At 73.4% G+C, this 19,875-nt stretch carries 21 protein-coding genes and 1 pseudogene; 10 read left to right on the top strand and 12 right to left on the bottom strand.

The genetic code is table 11. The features are described 5' to 3' along the window. The first annotated feature begins 49 nt into the window (after nucleotides 1–49). Complete coding sequence (locus tag V6U90_RS18505) at nucleotides 50–1,021, top strand: aldo/keto reductase (RefSeq protein ID WP_334437900.1); 972 nt, start codon at nucleotides 50–52, stop codon at nucleotides 1,019–1,021. A gap of 222 nt (nucleotides 1,022–1,243) precedes the next feature. Further along, nucleotides 1,244–1,435 carry a DUF5703 family protein gene (locus V6U90_RS18500; protein WP_334437897.1) on the top strand — a complete coding sequence of 64 codons (192 nt, stop codon included), beginning with the start codon at nucleotides 1,244–1,246 and terminating at the stop codon, nucleotides 1,433–1,435. A 57-nt stretch (nucleotides 1,436–1,492) separates the two neighbouring features. Here V6U90_RS18500 and V6U90_RS18495 read toward each other — a convergent pair whose 3' ends face one another. Beyond that, on the bottom strand, nucleotides 1,493–2,167 hold the full coding sequence (locus tag V6U90_RS18495) for a hypothetical protein (protein WP_334437895.1): 675 nt from the start codon (nucleotides 2,165–2,167) through the stop codon (nucleotides 1,493–1,495). A gap of 73 nt (nucleotides 2,168–2,240) precedes the next feature. Beyond that, entirely contained in the window at nucleotides 2,241–3,569 is a 1,329-nt protein-coding gene (locus tag V6U90_RS18490; RefSeq protein ID WP_334437893.1) for a M20/M25/M40 family metallo-hydrolase, read from the bottom strand. A 116-nt stretch (nucleotides 3,570–3,685) separates the two neighbouring features. Between V6U90_RS18490 and V6U90_RS18485 the strand changes: the two genes are divergently transcribed. The 3 genes from V6U90_RS18485 (at nucleotide 3,686) to V6U90_RS18475 (ending at nucleotide 5,669) form a co-directional block, all read left to right on the top strand. Then, complete coding sequence (locus V6U90_RS18485; protein WP_334437891.1) at nucleotides 3,686–4,324, top strand: hemerythrin domain-containing protein; 639 nt, start codon at nucleotides 3,686–3,688, stop codon at nucleotides 4,322–4,324. Between the two features lie 76 nt (nucleotides 4,325–4,400). Beyond that, the gene (locus V6U90_RS18480) at nucleotides 4,401–5,387 is read left to right on the top strand and encodes a LysR family transcriptional regulator (RefSeq protein WP_334437888.1); all 987 of its coding nucleotides are present in this window, start codon (nucleotides 4,401–4,403) and stop codon (nucleotides 5,385–5,387) included. Between the two features lie 45 nt (nucleotides 5,388–5,432). Beyond that, on the top strand, nucleotides 5,433–5,669 hold the full coding sequence (locus V6U90_RS18475; protein ID WP_334437885.1) for a hypothetical protein: 237 nt from the start codon (nucleotides 5,433–5,435) through the stop codon (nucleotides 5,667–5,669). 104 nt (nucleotides 5,670–5,773) lie between these two features. Here the strand turns inward: V6U90_RS18475 and V6U90_RS18470 are convergent, their stop codons facing one another. The 3 genes from V6U90_RS18470 to V6U90_RS18460 form a co-directional block, all read right to left on the bottom strand. Then, nucleotides 5,774–6,124 (bottom strand): DUF3140 domain-containing protein, encoded by a 351-nt coding sequence (locus tag V6U90_RS18470; RefSeq protein ID WP_334437882.1) that lies wholly within the window; start codon nucleotides 6,122–6,124, stop codon nucleotides 5,774–5,776. Then, a complete protein-coding gene (locus tag V6U90_RS18465) occupies nucleotides 6,124–6,294 on the bottom strand; it encodes a hypothetical protein (protein ID WP_334437879.1) in 171 nt (56 codons plus the stop codon). Before V6U90_RS18465 ends, V6U90_RS18470 begins: the two co-directional genes overlap by 1 nt. Before the next feature lie 78 nt (nucleotides 6,295–6,372). Next, nucleotides 6,373–8,922, bottom strand: a complete 2,550-nt coding sequence (locus tag V6U90_RS18460) for an ATP-dependent Clp protease ATP-binding subunit (protein WP_334437876.1) — start codon at nucleotides 8,920–8,922, stop codon at nucleotides 6,373–6,375. An 87-nt stretch (nucleotides 8,923–9,009) separates the two neighbouring features. On the opposite strand from V6U90_RS18460, the gene V6U90_RS18455 reads away from it, so the two are divergent. From V6U90_RS18455 to V6U90_RS18435, 5 genes are all read left to right on the top strand, one after another. Continuing rightward, entirely contained in the window at nucleotides 9,010–9,402 is a 393-nt protein-coding gene (locus V6U90_RS18455; RefSeq protein ID WP_334437873.1) for a hypothetical protein, read from the top strand. A gap of 290 nt (nucleotides 9,403–9,692) precedes the next feature. Continuing rightward, a complete protein-coding gene (locus tag V6U90_RS18450) occupies nucleotides 9,693–9,953 on the top strand; it encodes a hypothetical protein (RefSeq protein WP_334437871.1) in 261 nt (86 codons plus the stop codon). 6 nt (nucleotides 9,954–9,959) lie between these two features. Next, complete coding sequence (locus tag V6U90_RS18445; RefSeq protein ID WP_334437869.1) at nucleotides 9,960–10,829, top strand: hypothetical protein; 870 nt, start codon at nucleotides 9,960–9,962, stop codon at nucleotides 10,827–10,829. Further along, on the top strand, nucleotides 10,822–13,497 hold the full coding sequence (locus tag V6U90_RS18440; RefSeq protein ID WP_334437867.1) for an FtsK/SpoIIIE domain-containing protein: 2,676 nt from the start codon (nucleotides 10,822–10,824) through the stop codon (nucleotides 13,495–13,497). Before V6U90_RS18445 ends, V6U90_RS18440 begins: the two co-directional genes overlap by 8 nt. After that, nucleotides 13,494–14,156, top strand: a complete 663-nt coding sequence (locus V6U90_RS18435; protein ID WP_334437864.1) for a hypothetical protein — start codon at nucleotides 13,494–13,496, stop codon at nucleotides 14,154–14,156. Before V6U90_RS18440 ends, V6U90_RS18435 begins: the two co-directional genes overlap by 4 nt. Nucleotides 14,157–14,330: 174 nt before the next feature. Here V6U90_RS18435 and V6U90_RS18430 read toward each other — a convergent pair whose 3' ends face one another. From V6U90_RS18430 to V6U90_RS18400, 7 genes and pseudogenes are all read right to left on the bottom strand, one after another. After that, a complete protein-coding gene (locus V6U90_RS18430) occupies nucleotides 14,331–15,653 on the bottom strand; it encodes a cupin domain-containing protein (protein WP_334437861.1) in 1,323 nt (440 codons plus the stop codon). A 19-nt stretch (nucleotides 15,654–15,672) separates the two neighbouring features. Then, nucleotides 15,673–15,894: pseudogene (locus V6U90_RS18425) on the bottom strand (hypothetical protein); the annotation flags it as partial. A gap of 267 nt (nucleotides 15,895–16,161) precedes the next feature. Then, nucleotides 16,162–16,590 (bottom strand): DUF2267 domain-containing protein, encoded by a 429-nt coding sequence (locus V6U90_RS18420; RefSeq protein ID WP_334437857.1) that lies wholly within the window; start codon nucleotides 16,588–16,590, stop codon nucleotides 16,162–16,164. Between the two features lie 355 nt (nucleotides 16,591–16,945). After that, entirely contained in the window at nucleotides 16,946–17,818 is an 873-nt protein-coding gene (locus V6U90_RS18415; RefSeq protein ID WP_334437856.1) for a DUF72 domain-containing protein, read from the bottom strand. A 73-nt stretch (nucleotides 17,819–17,891) separates the two neighbouring features. Then, nucleotides 17,892–18,290, bottom strand: coding sequence for a TraR/DksA family transcriptional regulator (locus V6U90_RS18410; RefSeq protein ID WP_334437853.1), 399 nt, complete (start codon nucleotides 18,288–18,290; stop codon nucleotides 17,892–17,894). Between the two features lie 124 nt (nucleotides 18,291–18,414). Further along, nucleotides 18,415–19,053 carry a uridine kinase gene (locus V6U90_RS18405; protein WP_334437851.1) on the bottom strand — a complete coding sequence of 213 codons (639 nt, stop codon included), beginning with the start codon at nucleotides 19,051–19,053 and terminating at the stop codon, nucleotides 18,415–18,417. A gap of 211 nt (nucleotides 19,054–19,264) precedes the next feature. Next, nucleotides 19,265–19,864, bottom strand: coding sequence for a winged helix-turn-helix domain-containing protein (locus V6U90_RS18400; protein WP_334437849.1), 600 nt, complete (start codon nucleotides 19,862–19,864; stop codon nucleotides 19,265–19,267). Nucleotides 19,865–19,875: the final 11 nt, after the last annotated feature.

Below are 19,875 nucleotides of genomic sequence, written 5' to 3'. Positions count from 1 at the left end.
GCGCCGACCGAGGATATCCGTAGGGCAGTGTTCGAAATAAGGTTCACCCATGCAACAGCGACCGCTCGGCCGAAGCGGGCTGGCGGTTTCGCGGCTCGCGCTCGGCACCATGACCTGGGGCCGGGACACCGACGCCGACGACGCTGCCGCCCAATTGAAGAGCTACCTCGACGCCGGGGGCAACCTGATCGACACCGCCGACGTCTACGGTGACGGGGACGCCGAGGCGGTCATCGGTTCCCTGCTGGGCAGCCTGGTACCCCGCGACGATGTGCTGATCGCCACAAAGGCCGGACTGCGTCCCGGCTCCCCCCGCCGCCGGGACGGCTCCCGGGGGCATCTGCTGCGTACCCTCGACGCCTCGCTGCGCCGGCTCGGCACCGACCACGTCGACCTCTGGCAGGTGCACGGCTACGACCCGGACACCCCGCTGGAGGAGACCCTCGCCGCCCTCGACCACGCGGTGGGCAGCGGGCGGGTCCGCTACATCGGGGTGTCGAACTTCTCCGGCTGGCAGACGGCCCGGGCCGCCACCTGGCAGGCCGCCTATCCCGGTCGCGCCCCGGTGGTGGCCGCGCAGATGGAGTACTCCCTGCTGGAGCGGGGCATCGAGCGGGAGGTGCTGCCGGCCTGCGCCGAACTGGGACTCGGCCTGCTGCCCTGGTCGCCGCTCGGCCGGGGGGTGCTCACCGGCAAGTACCGGCACGGCCGGCCGGCGGACTCCCGGGCCTCCTCGGCCCACTTCGAGCGGTTCGTGGCCCGGTACCTGGAACCGCGCTGCTCCAGCATCGTCGAGGCGGTGGCCACCGCGGCCGGCGGTCTGGGCGTCTCCCCGATGGAGGTGGCGCTGGCCTGGGTGCGCGACCGGCCGGGGGTGGTCGCCCCGATTCTCGGTGCCCGTACCGTGGGCCAGCTGATCGGCGCGTTGCAGGTGGAACGGATGAACCTGCCGGCGGAGATCACCATCGCGCTCGACGACGTCTCCGCGGTGCCGGTGGGCTACCCGGAACGCGACGGCTGATCGCGGCAGCGGTCACCGGGCCGGGGCCGCCGCTGCGTGCCCGGCCGGTCGGTCTCCGGCTCTGCTCCTGTCGAGCTGCTCCGTCTGTGCGCGCAGCTCGACAGGAATCCCTCGGAACGGCAGGACCTGCTGCACCGGCGGCGGCACCATCCGCCACGCTGGGTATGCCGACGGCGTACCGGGGGTGGTGCCCGACCGGCAGTAGTGGGCAGGATAGAGGGCATGGACTACGAATACGCGCCGCTGCGGCTGCCCTCGAACGTCGACCGGCTGACCGCCGCGGCGCAGTTGGCGATCCAGGCGGAGTACTCGGGTTGGGAACTGGCCCGGGTGCGGCTGTTCCGGGACGGCACGCGGCAGGTGGTGCTGCGTCGCCGGCTGGTCAACACGTCGCAACCGGGGCTGTCCTACTGACCGTCACCAACGGCGCCCCGGGGCCCGGCGAGCCGGCCAGGCCCCGGGGTGGGCCGATCAGTGCGTGTGCCCGACCTCGTCGTGGTCATGGTCGTGGTCGAGGAACGGGTGCTCGTCGAGCCGGCCGACGAGGCGGTCGTCGGCGGCCGGCTGGAACGGCCCGGCCGCGTCGTCGTCGTCGAACGACTCCAGGTCGACCGGCGTGCCCACCTCGCTGACCATCACCACGCCGTCCAGCGGCTCCAGCTCGGGAATGTCGAGGGCACCGAGCGAACCGTCACCGCTCTGCAGCAGCTCCAGCACCGCCTCACCGACCCCCTCGACCGGCGCCGACTCGTCGTCCTCGGGCGTTGCCGCCCGGCGGGCCGCCTCGGCGACCCGGATCAGCGCGGCGACACTGGGCACCCGGTAGTCGCGACGCTGACGGACCGACAGCACCCGGGGGTGCGGGTCACCGGGCTCGACGCCGTCCGCCCCACCCAGACCGACCCCGAACCGCTCGTCGGCCTCGTCCGGGTCGATCGAGTCGACGTCCCACGGCGTCACCTCACCGAACGCGTCGAGCAGCAGCTCGTCGTAGGCGAACGAGGCGTTGTTCAGCGCGACGTACGCCTGCCAGACGTTGTCGTCGTCGACCCGGCCCTGGGCGGCCTTGACCGCGGCCAGGTGCCCCCGGGCGGCCTCGATCACGCGCTCCAGGGCAGCGTCCAGCTGGGCGTGCTGGTCGGTCATGTGTGGCAGTCCCTTCGTCATGGATCCCGCGGGCCGGTTGGGCGGCGTCCGCGTGAGCGGGTGGTGGTGCGGATCAGCAGTCGCGCAGGAACCGGTCGAGCACCCGCACGCCGAACTGTAGCCCGTCGACCGGCACCCGCTCGTCGATGCCATGGAACAACGCCGAGAAGTTCAGGTCCGCCGGCAGCCGCAGCGGGGCGAACCCGAAGCACCGGATGCCGAGCCGGGAGAACGCCTTGGCGTCGGTGCCACCGGAGAGCATGTACGGCACCGGCCGGGCCCCCGGGTCCTCGGCCAGCAGCGCCGACGACATCGCCTCCACCAGCGCGCCGTCGAAGGTGGTCTCCAGGGCCGGCTGGCGCTGGACGTACTCGATCTCGATGTCCGGGCCGACCAGCTCGCGTAGCTGCTGCTCCAGCAGCGCCGACTGACCGGGCAGGCTGCGGCAGTCGATGGTGGCGGTGGCCCGGCCGGGGATGACGTTGTCCTTGTAGCCGGCGGCCAGCCGGGTCGGGTTGGCGGTGTTGCGGATGGTCGCCCCGATGATGTTCGCGATCGGCCCGAGCTTGGCGATCGCCGCTTCCGGGTTGTCCGGATCCAGCTCGATGCCGAGCAGGTCGGAAACCGCGTCGAGGAAGGCCCGCACGGTCGGGGTGACCACCACCGGGAAGCGGTGCCGGCCCACCCGGGCGACCGCCTCGGCGAGCGCGGTCACCGCGTTGTCGTCGTGCACCATCGACCCGTGCCCGGGCCGGCCCTTGGCGTGCAGCCGCAGCCAGTCGATGCCCTTCTCGGCCGTCTCGATCAGATAGAGCCGCTGCTCGGCGTTGATCGAGTAGGAGAAGCCACCCACCTCGCCGATCGCCTCGGTGCACCCGTCGAAGAGGTCCCGGTGCTGCTCGACCAGGTAGTGCGCCCCGTAGTCGCTGCCGGCCTCCTCGTCGGCGGTGTAGCAGAGCACGATGTCCCGGGCCGGCCGCACGCCGGTGCGTTGCCAACCGCGCACCACGGCCAGCACCATCGCGTCGAAGTCCTTCATGTCGATCGCGCCCCGGCCCCACAGGTAGCCGTCGCGGACCTCCCCGGAGAACGGGTGCACCGACCACTCGTCGGCGTCGGCGGGCACCACGTCCAGGTGGCCGTGCACCAGCAGCGCGTCCCGGCCCGGGTCGGTGCCGGGGATGCGGACCACCAGGTTGGCCCGGCCGGGCGCGGACTCGTGGACCTCCGGGGCGAGGCCCACCTCGTGCAGCCGTTCCGCGACGTACTCCGCCGCCCGGCGCTCCCCGGCACTGGTGGCGTTGTCGCCGGTGTTGGTGGTGTCGATGCGGAGCAGGTCGCGGCAGAGTTCGACGACCTCGTCGGTCGGACTGGGCGGGGCGGAGGCGGCGTCGGCAGTCATGGGTCGTTCATACCAGCCGGAACAGATCGACGGAGTGCCCGGCAGGCCGGTCCGGGTTTCGTGGGGCCGGAGTCCGGGTACCGGCGGGTGCACCACCGTCAGCCCTGGAGGGTCCCGTGAGCGTCCCCCTGCCACCCCTGCCGCCCACCGACGACTCCGGCTACCGGCCAGGTGGCCGCAGCGTGGTGGAGATCGTGTCCGAGGAGCACCGGCAGCTCACCGGCCTCTGCGCAGAGCTGACCGACCCGGGCACCGACCCGCAGCGGCGCCGGGAGGTCGGTGAGGTGTTCACCGCCGCGCTGTCCCGGCACCTCTCGGCCGAGGAGCAGTACCTCATCCCGGCCGCCCGGTCCGCCCTGCCCGCCGGGGACGAGGTGGCCGACGGGGAACTGGCCACCGACGACGCCCTGCTGCGCGGGCTGGCGGCACTGTCCGGGACGGAGGTGACCGACCCGGCGCACGCCGGGCTGGCCGGCGAGATCGCCGAGCTACTCGGCCGGCACGTCCGGTGGGTGGACGACACGGTGCTGCCCCGGTTACGGAGGGCGGCCCGCACCGAGGAGCTGATCCGGCTCGGCAACCGGCTGGAGATCGCCGAGGAGGCGGCGCCGACCCGACCGCACCCGGACACCCCGGCGACCCCGCCGTGGAACCGGGTGGTCGAGCCGGCGCTGGGCGTGGTCGACAAGGTCCGGGACGCGGTGACCGGCCGGCGGACGTACCCGAGCGACCTGGACGACCCGCCCCGACAGTGACCGGATCGGGCTGGTAACGGTCGACTTAACATCGAAGGTCTTCCCCTTTATCGCTTCGCAGCCCTACCGTCACGCTATGAATCTGGAGCTGCGACACCTCAAGGTGGTCTGCGCGATCGCGGAGACCGGCAGCGTGACGAAGGCGGCATCGGCCCTGGGTCTGGCCCAGCCCGCCCTGACCGCACAGCTCCAGCGCATCGAGCGCGCCCTGGGCGGTCCGCTGTTCGAGCGGGACCGGCGTGGCGCACGCCCGACCGCGCTGGGCGAACTGGTACTGGACCGGGCCCGGGTCCTGCTGCCGGCGATGAAGGGACTACAGGACGAGGCGGCCCGGCTGGCCGAGGCGGGCAGCGCGCTGAGCCGGTACCGCTTCGGCGGGGTGAACAGCCCGATCCTGGGCCGGCTGGTGCACCGGCTGGCCAGTACCCGGCCGGCGGCGCAGATCAGCACCTACGCGTCCTGGTCGGTGGACGAGCTGGCCCGGTTGGTCCGCACCGGCCGGCTGGACTACGCGCTGACCGGGGTGTGCGGGGACGCCACACCGTCGGCGGAGTACGCGTTGAGCTGGCGGGAGGTGGCCTGCGACCCGGTCTTCGTGCTGTTGCCCGAGCGGCACCCGATGGCCGCGCGGGAGGAGGTGCCGTTGCGTGCCCTGGCCGGGGAGCAGTGGGTGGCCGCACCGGGTGACGGCTGCTTCGGGGACTGCTTCGCCGCCGCCTGCGCCCGGGCCGGCTTCACCCCCCGCAAGCTCTACGAGACCGACGTACGGGGCTGCGTGGACCTGGTCGAGGCGGGTGAGGCGGTGGCGCTGTGCCAGGCGATGTTCCGGCCGGTGCCGGGTCTGGTCACCCGACCGTTGGCCGAGGCGCCGTTGCGCTGGCGGTTGCTGCTGGGTTGGCATCCGGACGCCCCGGCGGCCCGCTTCGCCGACGAGGTGCTGGAGCTGGCCCGGGCCGCGTACACCGACTCGCTGAGCCCGCACCCGCACTATCTGGCCTGGTTGCTGCGCAACCCGTCGTTCGGGGCGTACCCGGGGACGGTCAGCCACCTGGTGGACCGGTGAGGCGGATGGGGTGCGAACCGGCCCGAACGGGGTAGTCACCGCCCCATGACCGATCCGCACCAGCCCGCCGACGACCGGGACACCGCCCGGCAGGCCGCCGCCGCGCACACCGCCGCCTCCCGGGACATCGAGGCCTTCCTGCGCCGGGTGCCGGCGGTGCCAGGGACGGACGACATCGCCGAGTACGCCACCCTGCTGGCCCGCGAGGAACAGGTGCGGGCCGAGCGGCAGGCCATGGTGGACGCGATGGGCCTGCCGATCGGCAGCGTGGGCACGGAGTGAGCAGCGTGGGCACGGAGTGACCCGGGCACCGGCCGGTGTCCGGGTCACTCCGCGGGTGTCCGGGTCACCGCCCGGGTGCAGGTCTCCTCCGTGCCGCCGGTCGGTCAGCGTTCCCGGAGCGGATCGTGCCCGAGGTCGAGCAGGGCGTGCCGCCACTGGTCCTCGGCGTTGCCGCGCGGCGGTCGCTCGTCCAGCAGGGCGTCGATCCCCTCCACCGCCGCCCGCATGACGTCGATGTCCACCCGGGTCAGGTCGACCTTGCGCTTGCCCAGCACGGCGAGGATCTGCCGGCCCGGTTCGGGCAGCGCCAGGTCCGGGTCCGCCGGGAAGGTCTCCTCACCCGACCCCCGGGTGAGCAGCCAGCTACGCAGCTGCTCCGAGGTGACGTTGACGTGCTCGTGGAAGTCCTGCCAGATCGTTTCGACCTCGGGGTCGGTACGCGTCTCGCGTGCCATCAGCGGTCCTCCTCCTCCGGCGTGCGGCCGGGCCGGCCCGGCTCGCCCTCCTCCGACATGCCGCCCAACCCCTCCGGCGGCACCCGCACCCGGTCCGGGTTGGCCGTGGGCGGGGCGAGGATCGGGTCGGTCTTCGGGCTCTTCTCCTCGGCTTCCTCGGGCTGGCTCACGGTTGGCTCCCCCTCACGCTCCCCCACGGCCGGCTCCCTGCTCGGCCCGTGCCCCACAGACCGCTGGACCAGCCGGTGTCACCGGGGGTTGGTGGTGACCGCCGGGGCGTACCGGTCCCCCGCCGCCACGTCGATGTGGAGCTGCCCGTCGCGGGCGTCCACCGTGATCCGCTGCCCCGGCGAGATGCTGCCGTCGAGCAGCATCCGGGAGAGCCGGTTGTCCAGCTCCCGCTGGATGACCCGGCGCAGTGGTCGGGCGCCGAACTCCGGTTGGTAGCCGTGCTCGGCGAGCCAGTCCACCCCGGCGGTGGTGACCTCGATCGTGATGTCCTGGGCGTGCAGGCGGCGGCGGGTCTCGGCCAGCAGCAGCTCGGTGATCTGGCGGAGTTGGGCGGTCTCCAACCGGCGGAAGATGATGATCTCGTCGATTCGGTTCAGGAACTCCGGGCGGAACTGTTCCTGCAACCGGCGCATCAGCCGTTCCCGCAGGTCGGCGGCTTCCTGATCGACCCCGGTGTCGGCGCCGGCGAAGCCCACGCTGCGCTGACTTCCGGTGATCAGCTCCGAACCCAGGTTGCTCGTCATGATCATCACGGTGTTCTTGAAGTTCACCGTCCGCCCCTGGCTGTCGGTCAGCCGCCCGTCGTCGAGCACCTGGAGCAGGATGTTGAACACGTCCGGGTGGGCCTTCTCGATCTCGTCGAGCAGCACCACCGCGTACGGGCGACGGCGGACCACCTCGGTCAACTGCCCGGCCTCCTCGTAGCCGACGTACCCGGGCGGGGCGCCGACGAGCCGGCTGACCGTGTGCTTCTCCTGGAACTCGCTCATGTCCAGCCGGACCATCCGGTCGACATCACCGAAGAGCGCCTCGGCCAGCGCCCGGCCCAGCTCGGTCTTGCCCACCCCGGTCGGGCCGAGGAAGAGGAAACTACCCATCGGCCGGTTCGGATCGGCCAGCCCGGTACGCGAACGGCGTACCGCCTCGGCGACCGCCGCCACCGCGTCGTCCTGGCCGATGACCTTCTCGTGCAGATGCGCTTCCAGCCGCAGCAGCCGGTCGCGTTCCTCCTCCGTGAGCTGGTTGACCGGGATGCCGGTGGCCCGGGAGACCACCTCGGCGATCTCGGCCTGGCCGACCTGGGGCACCCGATGCGGGTCGCTGTCCGTACCCCGGGCCGCCTCGATCTGCTCGCGCAGCTCCTGCAACCGGTCACGCAGCGCCGACGCCCGTTCGTACTGCTCGTCGGCGACCGCCTGCTCCTTGTCCCGCCGGACGTCGTCGAGCTGCCGCTCCAACTCCCGGACGTCCGCCGCCGGGGTGCGGGTACGCAGCCGTACCCGGGCACCGGCCTGGTCGATCAGGTCGATCGCCTTGTCCGGCAGGAACCGGTCGGTGACGTACCGGTCGGAGAGCTCGGCCGCCGCGACCAGCGCCTCGTCGGTGAACCGGACCTGATGGTGGGCCTCGTACCGGTCCCGCAGCCCGCGCAGGATGGCCACCGTGTTCTCCACCGACGGCTCCGGTACGAACACCGGCTGGAACCGCCGGGCCAGGGCGGCGTCCTTCTCGATGGTGCGCCGGTACTCGTTGAGCGTGGTGGCACCGATGACCCGCAGCTCACCGCGGGCCAGGGCGGGCTTGAGCATGTTGCTGGCGTCCAGGCCGCCCTCGCTGCCGGCGCCGCCCGCGCCGACCAGGGTGTGGATCTCGTCGAGGAAGACGATCAGTTCCTCGCGGTGCGCGCGGATCTCCTCGATGACCTTCTTCAGCCGTTCCTCGAAGTCACCCCGGTAGCGGGTACCGGCCACCAGACCGGCCAGGTCGAGCTGGATCACCCGCTTGTTGAGCAGGGTACGGGGCACGTCGCCGTCGCAGATCCGCTCGGCCAGTCCCTCGACGATCGCGGTCTTGCCGACGCCGGCCTCACCGATGAGCACCGGGTTGTTCTTGGTCCGCCGGGACAGGATCTCGACGGCCTGCTCGATCTCGTCGGCCCGACCGATCACCGGGTCGATCTGGTCGGCCCGGGCCAGGTCGGTGAGATCCTGGCCGTACTGGTCGAGGGTGGGTGTCCCCCGGTCCGGCCGGGCCTCCGGGGCGGCCCCGCGCTCCTGCCCGGCGGCCTGCAACGACTCGGGTTGGATCCGACCGGCGGCGAGCATCCGGCCGGCCGGCGACTCGGGGTTGAGCGGCAGCGCCATCAGGATGTGTTCCGGGCCGATGTAGTTCGCCCCCATCGCCCGGGAGAGCTGGTGGGCGTCGAGCAGTGCCCGCTTGGCCGCCGGGGTGAGCGACAGGTTCGGCGGAACCTCCCCCCGGGGAGCGCCGTCGCCCCGCCCACCGAGGGCGTTGACCAGCGCGTCGGGGTCGGCGCCGGCCCGGGAGACCAGGTCGCGCAGCGGTTCGCGTTGCAGTCCCGCCCAGAGCAGATGGTCGGTGTCCAGGTCGTTGCTGCGCTTCTGGGCCGCCCGCCGGGCCGCGTCGGCGAGCATCTCCCGGGCGTCGGCGGTCATCAGTCGGGTGATGTCCACGCGGTGCGGCCGGCGGCCCTCGGCCCGGCCGAAGTACCGGGCCAGGAACTCGTCCCAGGGGTCGGAGCCGAAGTCCTCGGGTCCCTGCGTCATGGTGTGTCCCCCCATCCGCGCGGCACGGTCGGCGTGGGCTACCCGGCGGTCGGGGAGACAAACGTGCCCGGGTGGCACGCTGGGGGGATGGGTGGGATACCGATGGTGGTGGTGGACGGCGCGAACGTCGTCGGGTCACGGCCGGACGGCTGGTGGCGGGACCGGGCCGGGGCGGCGGCCCGGCTGCGGGACCGGCTGGTGCCGCTGACCGGGATGGGCCGGCCGGATTTGCCACCGCCGGTCGAGGTGGTGCTGGTGCTGGAGGGGGCCGCCCGGCGGGTGCCCGCAGTGCCGGGGGTCGCCGTGGTGGCCGCGTCGGGTTCCGGGGACGACGCCCTGGTGGCGCTGGTGGCGGCCGCCGGCAACCGGCCGTGCGTGGTGGTCACCGCCGACCGGCAGCTCCGGGACCGGGTGTCCGCGCTGGGCGCCCAGGTGCGGGGCCCACGGTGGCTGGACGACCGCGCTCCGGCGCCGGACTGACACCCGGGCGGATCACCGACCGGGGGCCACGGCGCAGGACTGACACCCGGGCGGATCACCGATCGGGGCCACTGCGCAGGATGGCAACTCGGGGTGCCTGATTGCGCACTGTCAGTCATCTGACCGCCCGTTCGGTGGCGGCGCGTTGGCGCAACGGGCAACGACCTATATCGTGCGGGGCGCCGTCTCACCGGGATCGGACAGTCGGGCAGCAAAGCGACAGGGCGGTTGTCCGCCCCCGGACAGGTTAGGCTCTAATGGAGCCCTCCCCGCCCCCAGGAGGTTTCACCGTGGCGAGCGTCGCCGAGCTGAAGGCCGCCATCGACATCGCGCTCCAACAGATCGGTGACGGCCAGGCCGCCGTCCAGGCCGCCAGCGAGAAGCTGGCCGAGGCCCAGCAGACCCTGGCCGGGGCGTTGGAGGGCAGCGGGCACGAGACGGTTGAGGCAGCCCAGGCGTCGCTCACCCAGGCCAGCCAGGAGCTGGAGGAGTGCCTCGCGGCCACCCTGACTGCGGTGGAGCAGGCAGAGCTCTACGTCTCCAGCCTCTGAGCCGCCATGTCCATCGTCGAGGATCTGGGCGCACAGATCCGGGCCACCTCCGAGGAACTGCCGGTGGCCCTGATCCTGCAGGCACTGGAGAAGCTGGGACTCGCCGCCGAGCGGCTGCGCTGGGTACGCCAGGAGTCCAGCAACCCGATGGGGGTGCCGGAGCTGTCCGCCGCCACCGAACACGCCGAGAGCGCCGGCCACGCGCTGCGGGTGGCGCAGGAACAACTGTCGTCCTACCTGGCGGCGATCGGGCTCGCCCCGGACACCGGCCGGCAGCCGGCGGGTGACCGGCGCCAACCGAAGCACGACGCACCGCGACCGGACGCCGCACCGGAGACCCCGGTGGAGAGCGAACCACGCGAGACACCGTCGGTGCGCCGCTGGTGGTCGGTGCGGGTCGCGGAGCTGACCGGGCACGCCGAGGGTCCGCCGGGTGAGCCGGACGAGCAGGTCACCGACGCCGGGGAGCTGCTGCGCCGGGTGGCCGAGGGGGTCCGCTCGGGTGACCGGGACCGGCTGCACCGGGAACTCGACCGGGCCCACGCCGACGTCGGCCTGGGCATGGCGGCGGTCACCCCGCCGCTGCTGCGGGACCTGGCCACCGACCTGCTCGGCCACCCGCCCCGGGCGCAGGATCTGGACCGGCTGCGCAGCGACCTGGACCCGAAGGTCCGCGACCTGCTCCCCGGGCTGCCCCCGGCGGCGCTGGAGATGCTGCTCACCCGGATCTGCCGGATGCCACCGCCTAAGCAGCCCGACAAACCCGAGGAACGCCCGCACCCGGCCGACGCGGCGGTGACCTCCGGGGTGCTCACCGGCCTGCTGCTCGACCGGCTCGGTCGGGACCTGCCGGAACGACAGGAGTCCGATGGCTGATCTACGGGCCCAGCTCACCCAACGGGTCCGGACCATGCTGTCGCACGCCCTCGGCGCGGCACAGGCCCGGCAGGACGCGGCGCGAACCGACCTGGACGCCGGACGCCACCGGCTGGCGCGTACCCGCCAGGCGGCCGAGCGCGTCCCACCACGGGTCGGCGCGGACCGCGACCAGCGACTCGCCGAGATCGACGCACAGCACGCGGCCCGGATCGTGGACCTGGCCCACCGCGCCCTCCGGGCCGCGCACCGGGAGGCCCCCGGCGCCGCCGGGGCGGACTGGTCGGGCTGGCAGCCCACCCCGGTGGACCGCATCGAGTCCCCCGGTGTGCTGCGCATCGGCGAGATACCGCTGCCTGGCACCGTGGCCGTCCCGGCGCTGGTACCGCTGCTCGACACCGGGCACGTGCACGTCTCCGGCACCGACCGGGACGGCTGCGACGCGGTGGTCACCACCCTGCTGCTGCGCGCCCTGGGTCGGGGCCGCCCCGGCGGGGTCCGGCTGGTCGGGTACGACCCGGAGCATCTCGGTGGCGGGCTGGCCGGCTTCGCCCCGCTGTCCACCGCCGGGCTGCTCACCTTCGTCGGCCCGGGTGGACTGGGTCGACTCCTCGACGACCTGGTGGACCAGATCCGCCGGATCAACGAGACCGTGCTCGCCGGGGAGTACGGCTCCCTGCGCGAGCTGGCCACCGCCACCGGCCGCCGTCCGGAGCCGTGGCGGGTGGCGGTGCTGCTCGGCGGCGACGAGCTGAACCGGCACGAACGCGGCCAGCTCGACCGGGTGGTCCGGACCGGTGCCGCCTGCGGGGTGCACCTGGTGGTGCGGGGCATCGAGCTGCCGGACGAGCCGTCGGTACGCCGGATCGTGGTCGACCCCGACGCCACCCGGATCGCCCACGCGGCCAGCCTGACCGTCCGGCTCGACCCGCCACCCGCAGCGGCGCTGGTCAACGCCACCTGCCGGCAGGTGGCCGCCGAAGTCAACGCCGGCCCGGCCCCGGCGCCCTTCACCGATCTGCTGCCGGATCCCGAGCAGATGTGGCAGGAGGATTCGTCCGAGGCGCTGCACGCGCCGATCGGTGAGGATCCACTCGGCCGGCCGGTGCTGCTCACCCTCGGCGACTACCCGCCGCACGCGCTGATCGGCGGCCCGTCCGGCACCGGCAAGACCAACCTGATCTTCGCCTGGATCGGTGCGCTGGCGTCCCGCTACTCCCCCGCCGAGCTGGAGTTCTACCTGCTCGACTTCAAGGAGGGGGTGTCCTTCGCCCGGTTCGCCCAGGGCCGGCGCGACCCGAGCTGGCTGCCGCACATGCGACTGGTCGGAATCAACGTCAACACCGACCGGGAGTTCGGACTGGCGCTGCTGCGGTTCCTCGCCGAGGAGCTGCGCCGCCGGGCCGACGCGGCCAAGAAGCACGAGGTGACCAAGCTCGCCGAGCTGCGCGCGGTCGACCCGACCGGGCACTGGCCGCGCATCGTGGCGGTGGTCGACGAGTTCCAGATGCTGCTCGCCGGTCGGGACGTGGTGGCCCGCGAGGCCGCCGACCTGCTGGAGGACCTGGCCCGGCGGGGCCGCTCGCAGGGCATCCACCTGGTACTCGCCTCGCAGGACGTGCGGGGCATCGAGGCGCTGTGGGGCAGGCCGGCCCTGGTGGCCCAGTTCACCCTGCGGATCGCCCTGCCCAAGGCGCTGCGCATCCTGGCCGAACGCAACGACGCGGCGCAGAGCCTGCCCCGCTACCACGCCGTGGTCAACGCCGAGTCGGGCATGGTCGAGGGCAACCAGATCGCCCGCATCCCCTCGGCCAGCGACTGGGGCACCTGGAGCGAGTTGCAGCACCGGCTGTGGCGGATGCGCCCGGCCGACGCCGCACCCGCCCGACTGTTCGACGGTGATGCCATCCCCCGGCTCGCCGAGGCGCCGGACTTCCGGGCGCTGGACCCGGCCCAGGAGACCGGCTCCCGGGGACCGGTCGCGCTGCTCGGCGAGATCATCGACGTCCAGGCCCGCTCGGCAGGGCTACGGCTGCCCCGGGCACCGGGCCGCAACCTCGCGGTGCTCGGTACCCGGGTGGACGAGGCCTGCGCGGTGCTGGACGCCGCCGCCCGGTCGCTGGCCCGCCAGCACCGTCCCGGCACCGCCCGGTTCTCCATCGCCTGTCTCGACCCCGACGCGGACGCCCCGGCCCGCGCGCTCTACGAGGAGCTGGCCGACGACGCCGCCTGGTACGACGAGGAGACCGTCCCCGAGCTGGTCGCCGAGACCGCCGACGGGCTGGGGCACGGCACCGGACAGCCGCACTATCTGCTGCTCTACGCCGTCGACGCGGCCTCCGGTCAGCTCGCCGGGCGGGTCGGCAAGCGGACCGGGCTGGAGCACCTGCGCCGGATCCTGCACGACGGGCCGGAACGGCGTACCCATGTCCTGGCCTGGTGGCGCGGGGTGGCCCGGATGCGGGCCGACCTCGGCGGCCCGGCGTCACGGACCGACCAGATCGGAGCCTGGGTGGCGTTGGACGTGCAGGGCGGGGAGCTGTCGTCCTCGCTGTACCCGGGCACCGGCGGCCCGGACTGGTACCCGCGTCCGTGGCGGGGGTTGTTCTTCGACCGGGCGGTACACCGCACCGGACAGGTGATCATTCCCTACGGGCTGACCCGATGAGCGGCGCCGACCTGGACCGGGCGTCCTACCAGTCGCTGCTGCGCGAACTGGCCGGGCTCAGCGCGGCCAGCGACGCCCAGCGCGCCGAGGCGCACGACTGGTACGCGCGGCAGTGCGCCGCCGCGAAGCGCGCCGTACGCACCGCCGAGGAGCAGGTACGCGCCGCCGAGGTGGAGTACGCGGCGGCGACCGAGCAGGCCGAGCAGGTGGAGACCGAGGCCGCCCACCTGTGGCAGGTGCTCGCCGGCCGGATCGGCGCCCGCCGGGTGGGCCCGCCACCCTCCCCCGTGCCGGGCGCCTCCGACGATCCGGACCGGCTGATCGACGGGGTACGGGAGCTGCTGAACCGGGTACGCCGCCCCGGCGAGCTGCCCGGCTCGGCCAACCCGCTGCTGGTGGCGTGCGGGGTGCTCGCCGCTGCCGTGGCGTACGGCCTGGGTGCGGCGATCCGGGCGTTCGGGGTGAGCAAGGGCGGTGACCTGGCGGTCGGCATGCCGGTGCTGGCGCTGGTGGTGACCCTGCTCGGTCCGGTGGCCGGACTGGGCCCGGCGAAGCTGCTCGCCGACCGGCGGCACGCGACGTTGGGCCCACGACCGATGGCCCTGGTGCTGATCGGCGGCGTGGTCACCACGGTCACCCTGCTGGCCCTGGCCCGCTGAGTCCCCTCCCCGGCCCTCCAAGGACCTCTCCGCTCCCCGGACCTCCCAACCCCCGAACCTCCCCGCCCGCGCCGGACCGCCTCGGTTGATCATGAAGTTGTTGTCGCACGCCCCGGCGTGTCGCGGCAACAACTTCATGATCAACGGATGTCGGGTGGTGCGGGAAGTGTGGAGTCAGGCCGGTACGGCCACCGCCTCGCGGAGCAGCCGGCGGGCCAGCACCACCCGGTCGGCGTCGTCGTCGAGGCCGGGCAGGTCGCCGACCCGGGACACCGTGCCGGTGAGCAGCGCCCGCAGCGCCGGCGCGCACTGACCGGGGAAGGTGATGCTCCGGTCGAAGATCCACAGCGTCACGGTCGCCGTGCCAGCACCACCGGACCCGTCAACGTCCTCGTTGGACGACGCGTCGCGCCGTCCGTCGTCGGTGAGCTGCCACCGCAGTCCGGATCGGACGGTGAGCCGGGTGTCGGCGTCGACCCCGGCGAACAGCGCAGCCTGGGCGAGCGGCCGGATCGGCGCCGGCCGCGACGCCGGCCAGAGCCTCGTCCGCAACCGGTCGGCGACCTCGGCCGGGTCGGCCCGCAGCAGCCAGTCGCGCAATGCGTCGACCGTCTCGGTCAGCTCCGGCTCCACCTCGTCGGGATCCGCCAGGTCGATGCCGAACGGTAGCGAGGTGCGCAGCCGCTGATCGGCGGCGGCGAGCGTGAGGAGTTCCTCGACGAGCGCGTACCGGGTCAACGCCCGGATCCCGACGGTCAGGTGCAACGACGGGGACTGCTGCGCCTGCGCGCTGTGCAGCCAGCCGCGCGGCAGGTAGAGGGCGTCACCGGGGCCGAGGACCACGTCCAGCGCGGGTGGTCCGTCGGCGACCGCACCCACCTCGTCGGCCCGGCCGCCCCACGGCTGCCGCTCCAGCGGGTCGGGCAGCACCGGGGCGTGGATCCGCCAGTGCTTGTGCCCGTCGACCTGGAGCACGAGGACGTCGTGGGTGTCGTAGTGGGTGGCGAAGCCCTGGCTGCCGGCCGGCGTGAGGTAGGCGTTGATCTGGAGCGGCTGGCCCAGGGCGGCGCCGAGTTCGCGGGCGAAGTCGACCAGCGGCGGCCAGGTGCGGTGCAGGCCCTGGAGGACCAGCGTGGCCCCGGAGGCGTACAACTCCAGCACCCGCTCGTCGAGTACCTGGTCACCGATCTCGGCGCCGGCACCACCGCCGCCGGTGTACCGCGCCGCCGGCACGAGCTGGCCGTCCCTGGCCACCCGCAGGAACGGGGTACGCAGGCCGCGTCGGCTGAGCAGTTCGTCAGCGTCAGCGGGGCTGAACAGGTCGGTGAACCCGGCCGGGTTGGGTAGCTCGGCGGCGCGGGACAGCAACGGGCCTCGGCCCCAGTGTGCGGCGGCGAACTTCTCCGGCTCCACGGCGATGCACCGGTGGAGCACCGTGGTCGGGTCCGGGAACGCCGCCGGGCGGCCGGGTGGGCCGCCCGGCGATCGGGTCGTCATCGGTCAGGCCGTTCTACCGGGCACCACGGTCGGCACCACGGTCGGCGCCACGGTCGGCACCACGGTCAGCACCGCCGTCGGCACCGCCGTCCTGCTGACCCGGGGTCGCCCCACCGTCCGCCGGACCCTCGGCACCACCATCCGCGCCACCGTCCTGCTGACCCGGGGTCGCCCCACCGTCCGCAGGGCCTTCTAGGCCGGCGGTGCCACTGGTCCGGATGTCGTCGTCGTTGAGTCTCATCGGTGCTCCCTCGGTCCGCATCCCCGCCCTACGCCGGGGTTCGTGGTGCAGCGGTGGTACCCCCCGCGCGATCTTCTCTAACCCGACCGTAGAGAAGACGGGGCCCGTGCACGGGCGTTTCCGTGTAGGTGGCCCCGTCCGGGGGACGATGTCCGTACCGGGCCACCGCACCGATCGTCGACGCGGTCGCCCTCGGCACGCTGGCGCGGCGCCGGGGTGATCCGGTGACCCGGACCCCCGGCACCGCGTCATGACCGGGTCATCCGGTCACGGGATCATGCGGTCCAGGTCCTTGGGCATGTTCGACTTCACGTCGGACCACTCGCCCTGGGTGACATGTCGGCGCAGGGTGTCCAGCACCACCTGCACCACCCGTGCCGGGCCGCCCTCCACGTCGTACGGGAAGCCCTGCCGGACCTCGTAGAGGAAGTCGTCCCGGTTCAGTTTGACCGGTACGTTGGCCGGGTCCCACCCATCGAAGTAGACCCCCCGGACCAGCACCGGCAGCTGCGCGGAGAACTCCACGCACTCCTGCACCGGCATCCGGTCGCGCAGCAGGTGCAGGACCGTACGCAGCGCCGCGTAGGACTGGTTGCGCCGGTCCTTCGACCACCCGTACGCCTGCTCGATGTCCTTCAGGATGAGATTGGTCTTGTCCAACGACGACTCGAACACGGAAATCGGTTCCCTAGCCATCGGCACACCCCCGTCCGTCGGTTTCCAACCGTCGATCGTCGCGCGGCGGCGGTCCTGCGCTGCCCCGTACGATCCGGGTCGGGCTGACCCGGCCGGGACGCACCACGCACCGGTGCGGACCGTTGCGGTCCCCCGGCGGCGCGACCCGCGTCACCGTGGCCTGCCCGCCCCGACTGCGTACCACCCGAGATGCCACACCGAACCTCCCGTCCCTGGATTTCGTCCGGCGCCCGCGACAGCCGGTCTCCCGCGACAGCCTGCGCCGGGGCTGTCGTCGACGCTGGTCCGGCCGGGGGTGAGTCGGCCTCACCCGGCCCGGGTGAACCCGTCGACGGGCGGCCCACAGTCGCTCCGGTCAGTCCGCGCCGAGCAGGGTGGCCAGGGTCGCCGCGTTGGTCTGGGCATAATCGCGGAAGCAGTTGTTGAGGAGCACGTGGGTCTGCCCGGCGTCGGCGGCCAGTTCCCGCAGTTTCGGCGCCCACTCGCGCAACTCCCGATCGGAGTAGCGGTACCCGAACTTCTCGTGGATGTCCCGGCTGGTCCACCGTGCACTGTGTCCGTGGAACCGCACCACGGCCAGGTCGGCGGTGGCGGCCAGCACCGGCGGCACCGACGACCGGTGTCCCTGCGGCATGTCCACGCAGACGTACGGCAGCTCGTGCCGGCGCAGGAAGTCCAGCGTCTCGGCACGGTTGTCACCGGCGAACCAGGACGCATGGCGGAACTCGAAGACCGCACGCAGCGGGGCGCAGCGGCGCCGCACCTCCAGCAGGTACTGCTTGTTGTCCCGCCGGAGGGTGAACCAGGGCGGGAACTGGAACAGCACCGCGCCGAGCTTGCCCGCGGCCACCAGTGGGTCGAGCGCGCTCAGGAACCGGCTCCAGACCTCCTCGTAGGCGGCGGCGGGCAGGTCGGCCGGGTAGATGGTGTGCTTGTCGGTGGCCGGGCGTAGGTCGGCGTAGAGCGCGGACACCCGGGTGGGATGTCCGGTGAGCAGGCTGAAAGCCTTGATGTTGAAGGTGAAGTCCGGCGGGGTACGGGCCACCCAGAGCGCCGCCGTGCGCTCTGCGGGCGGGGCGTAGTAGGTGGCGTCCACCTCGACCAGCGGGAACCGGCTGGCGTAGTGGGCGAGCCGCTTCTCCGGGGTGTCCGCCTCCGGCGGATACCACCCCGATTCGAGCAGCGTACGGTCGGTCCAGGAGGCCGTACCGACCTTGATCCCGCCCATCCCCGCCCATCCCCGGCCTCCCCGGTGCCGGCCGTCGCGCCCCGCGCCCCCGCCCGGTCCCCGCGTCGGGGCCTCAGGCCGCCCGACGTTCCCGGTGCTGCTTGCAGGACACGCAGGAGGTCGCCGACGGGAAGATCTCCAGCCGTTCCACCGGGATCGGCGCCTGGCAGCCCTCGCACCAGCCGTAGGTGCCCTCCTGGAGACGGGCCAGCGCGTGCTCGTACTGCGCCCGACGGTCGAGGATGGTGCGCAGCAGCGACTGGGCGGTGTCCCGCTCGGCGGTCTTGGTACCGCTGTCGGCCTGGTCGTCACCGGCGGTGTCACCGACCTCGACCAGCCGCAGGATCTGGCTCTGCTGGACCGCCTGCTCGTACTCCGCGCTCAGTTCGTCGTAACGGGCCTGCAGGGAGAGCCGGATCTGGTCGACATCCGCCTCGGACCGCCCCGTGCTGACCGTGTCGTGGACGAGCATGGTGCCCTGCCTTTCCTCGCAAGCCGGAGGCCCGGACTCCCGGCATTCGCCGTGGGTGCGGGCCGCTGTTGAGCCGGGCGAATACCCCACCCTCTGGCGGGCCAAACCGGCTATTTTCCGTACCTCAGCTGTGCCGCCCGGACTCCACCAGAGCGGGATGCCGGGGATCGTCGACCCGGACCACCACGTCGGCGAAGGTGTCCGGGGCGACCTCCTCGGCGTACCGGGCGAAGGCCGGCAGGGTCCACCGCTGGTCGGGCCCGGTACGCCGGGCCAACGCGGCCGGGGAGAGCACCAGGTGGACGGTCACGTCGAAGGGCAGTCCACCGCCGAGCAGGAACGCGCCGCTGACCAGTACCACGCCACCGGGCGGCAGGGTGACGTACTCGGCGCGGGTGGCCCGGTCGGTGCGGGCGTCCCAGAACGCCGGCAGCAGTCGACCCGAGCCCGCAGGAGCGGCCGGGTCGAGCACCTCGCGACGCAGCGCCGACTCGTCCAGCCAGCCGGTGTAGTAGGCGTCGGGGTTGGTCCGGCCGTATTCGAGACGCAGCGAGGCCGGGCGGAGGAAGTCGTCGGTGCAGACCCGCAGGACCGGCCGGCCCCGGGCACGCAGCGGGTCGACGAGGGCGTCGGCGAGTAGCTCCGGCCCGGCGGCGGGCGGGCCGTCCACGGCGACCCGCAGTCGGCGGGCCGGTTCGGTACCGGTCAGCCGGTCGACGAGTTCGGTGACGAGCCGCTCGGGTGAGATGGGACGGATGTGCATCCGACCATGGTGCCTGCCGGCGCCGGGCCGCGACGGCGGTCGCACCCCGCCGCCGGGCGCCGGGCCGGTCAGCCCGTGCGGGCGGTCAGCCCGTGCGGGCGGTCAGCCCGTGCGGGCGGTCAGCCCGTGCGGGCGGTCAGCCCGTGCGGGCGGTCAGCCCGTGCGGGCGGTCAGCCCGTGCGGGCGGTCAGCCCGTGCGGGCCGGGCCCGGTCAGCCCGTGCGGTCGATGGTCACCCGGGCCTCGTCGGCGAGCCGGTAGCCCACGCCGTAGACGGTGGTGACCAGGGGGACGTCCACGCCGACCTTGCCGCGCAGCCGGCGTACGTGCACGTCGACGGTGCGGACCCCGGCGTGTTCGTACCCCCAGACGGCGGCGAGCAGCTGCAACCGGGTGAAGACCCGCCGGGGATGGGCGACCAGGTGCATCAGCAGGTCGAACTCCAGCCTGGTCAACGGCAACGGCTCCCCGTCCCGCAACACGGAGCGGGAGGCGGCGAGGATGTGCAGGGCCGGCGCGGCGGGCGTCGGCACCGGGCGGGCCGGTGCCCGGGGCACCGGTACCGGTTCGGCGCGCTGCGGGCCGGCGGTGATCGTGGCCTCGCCACGCTCCAGCAGCTCGCGGGCGGCCTCCAGCAACCGCCGGGCAGGCGGGGTCAGCGCCTCCTCGTTGGTCAGCGGAATGCAGAGTGTCACGGTCAGCGAGGGGGTGCCGGTGCTGGTCGGACGACGCTGACCGCTCGGCGGACGACCCGGTCCCGCTGGTTGGGACGGATGCCATCCGGCGCGCGACGACGCGGGGCTCACCGACATGGTCCTCCTTG

The organism is Micromonospora sp. CPCC 206060, from assembly GCF_036906895.1.
GTDB lineage: Bacteria > Actinomycetota > Actinomycetes > Mycobacteriales > Micromonosporaceae > Micromonospora.
Note: the sequence above shows the minus strand (reverse complement) of the source record. Positions and strands in the feature narration are given on the sequence as shown.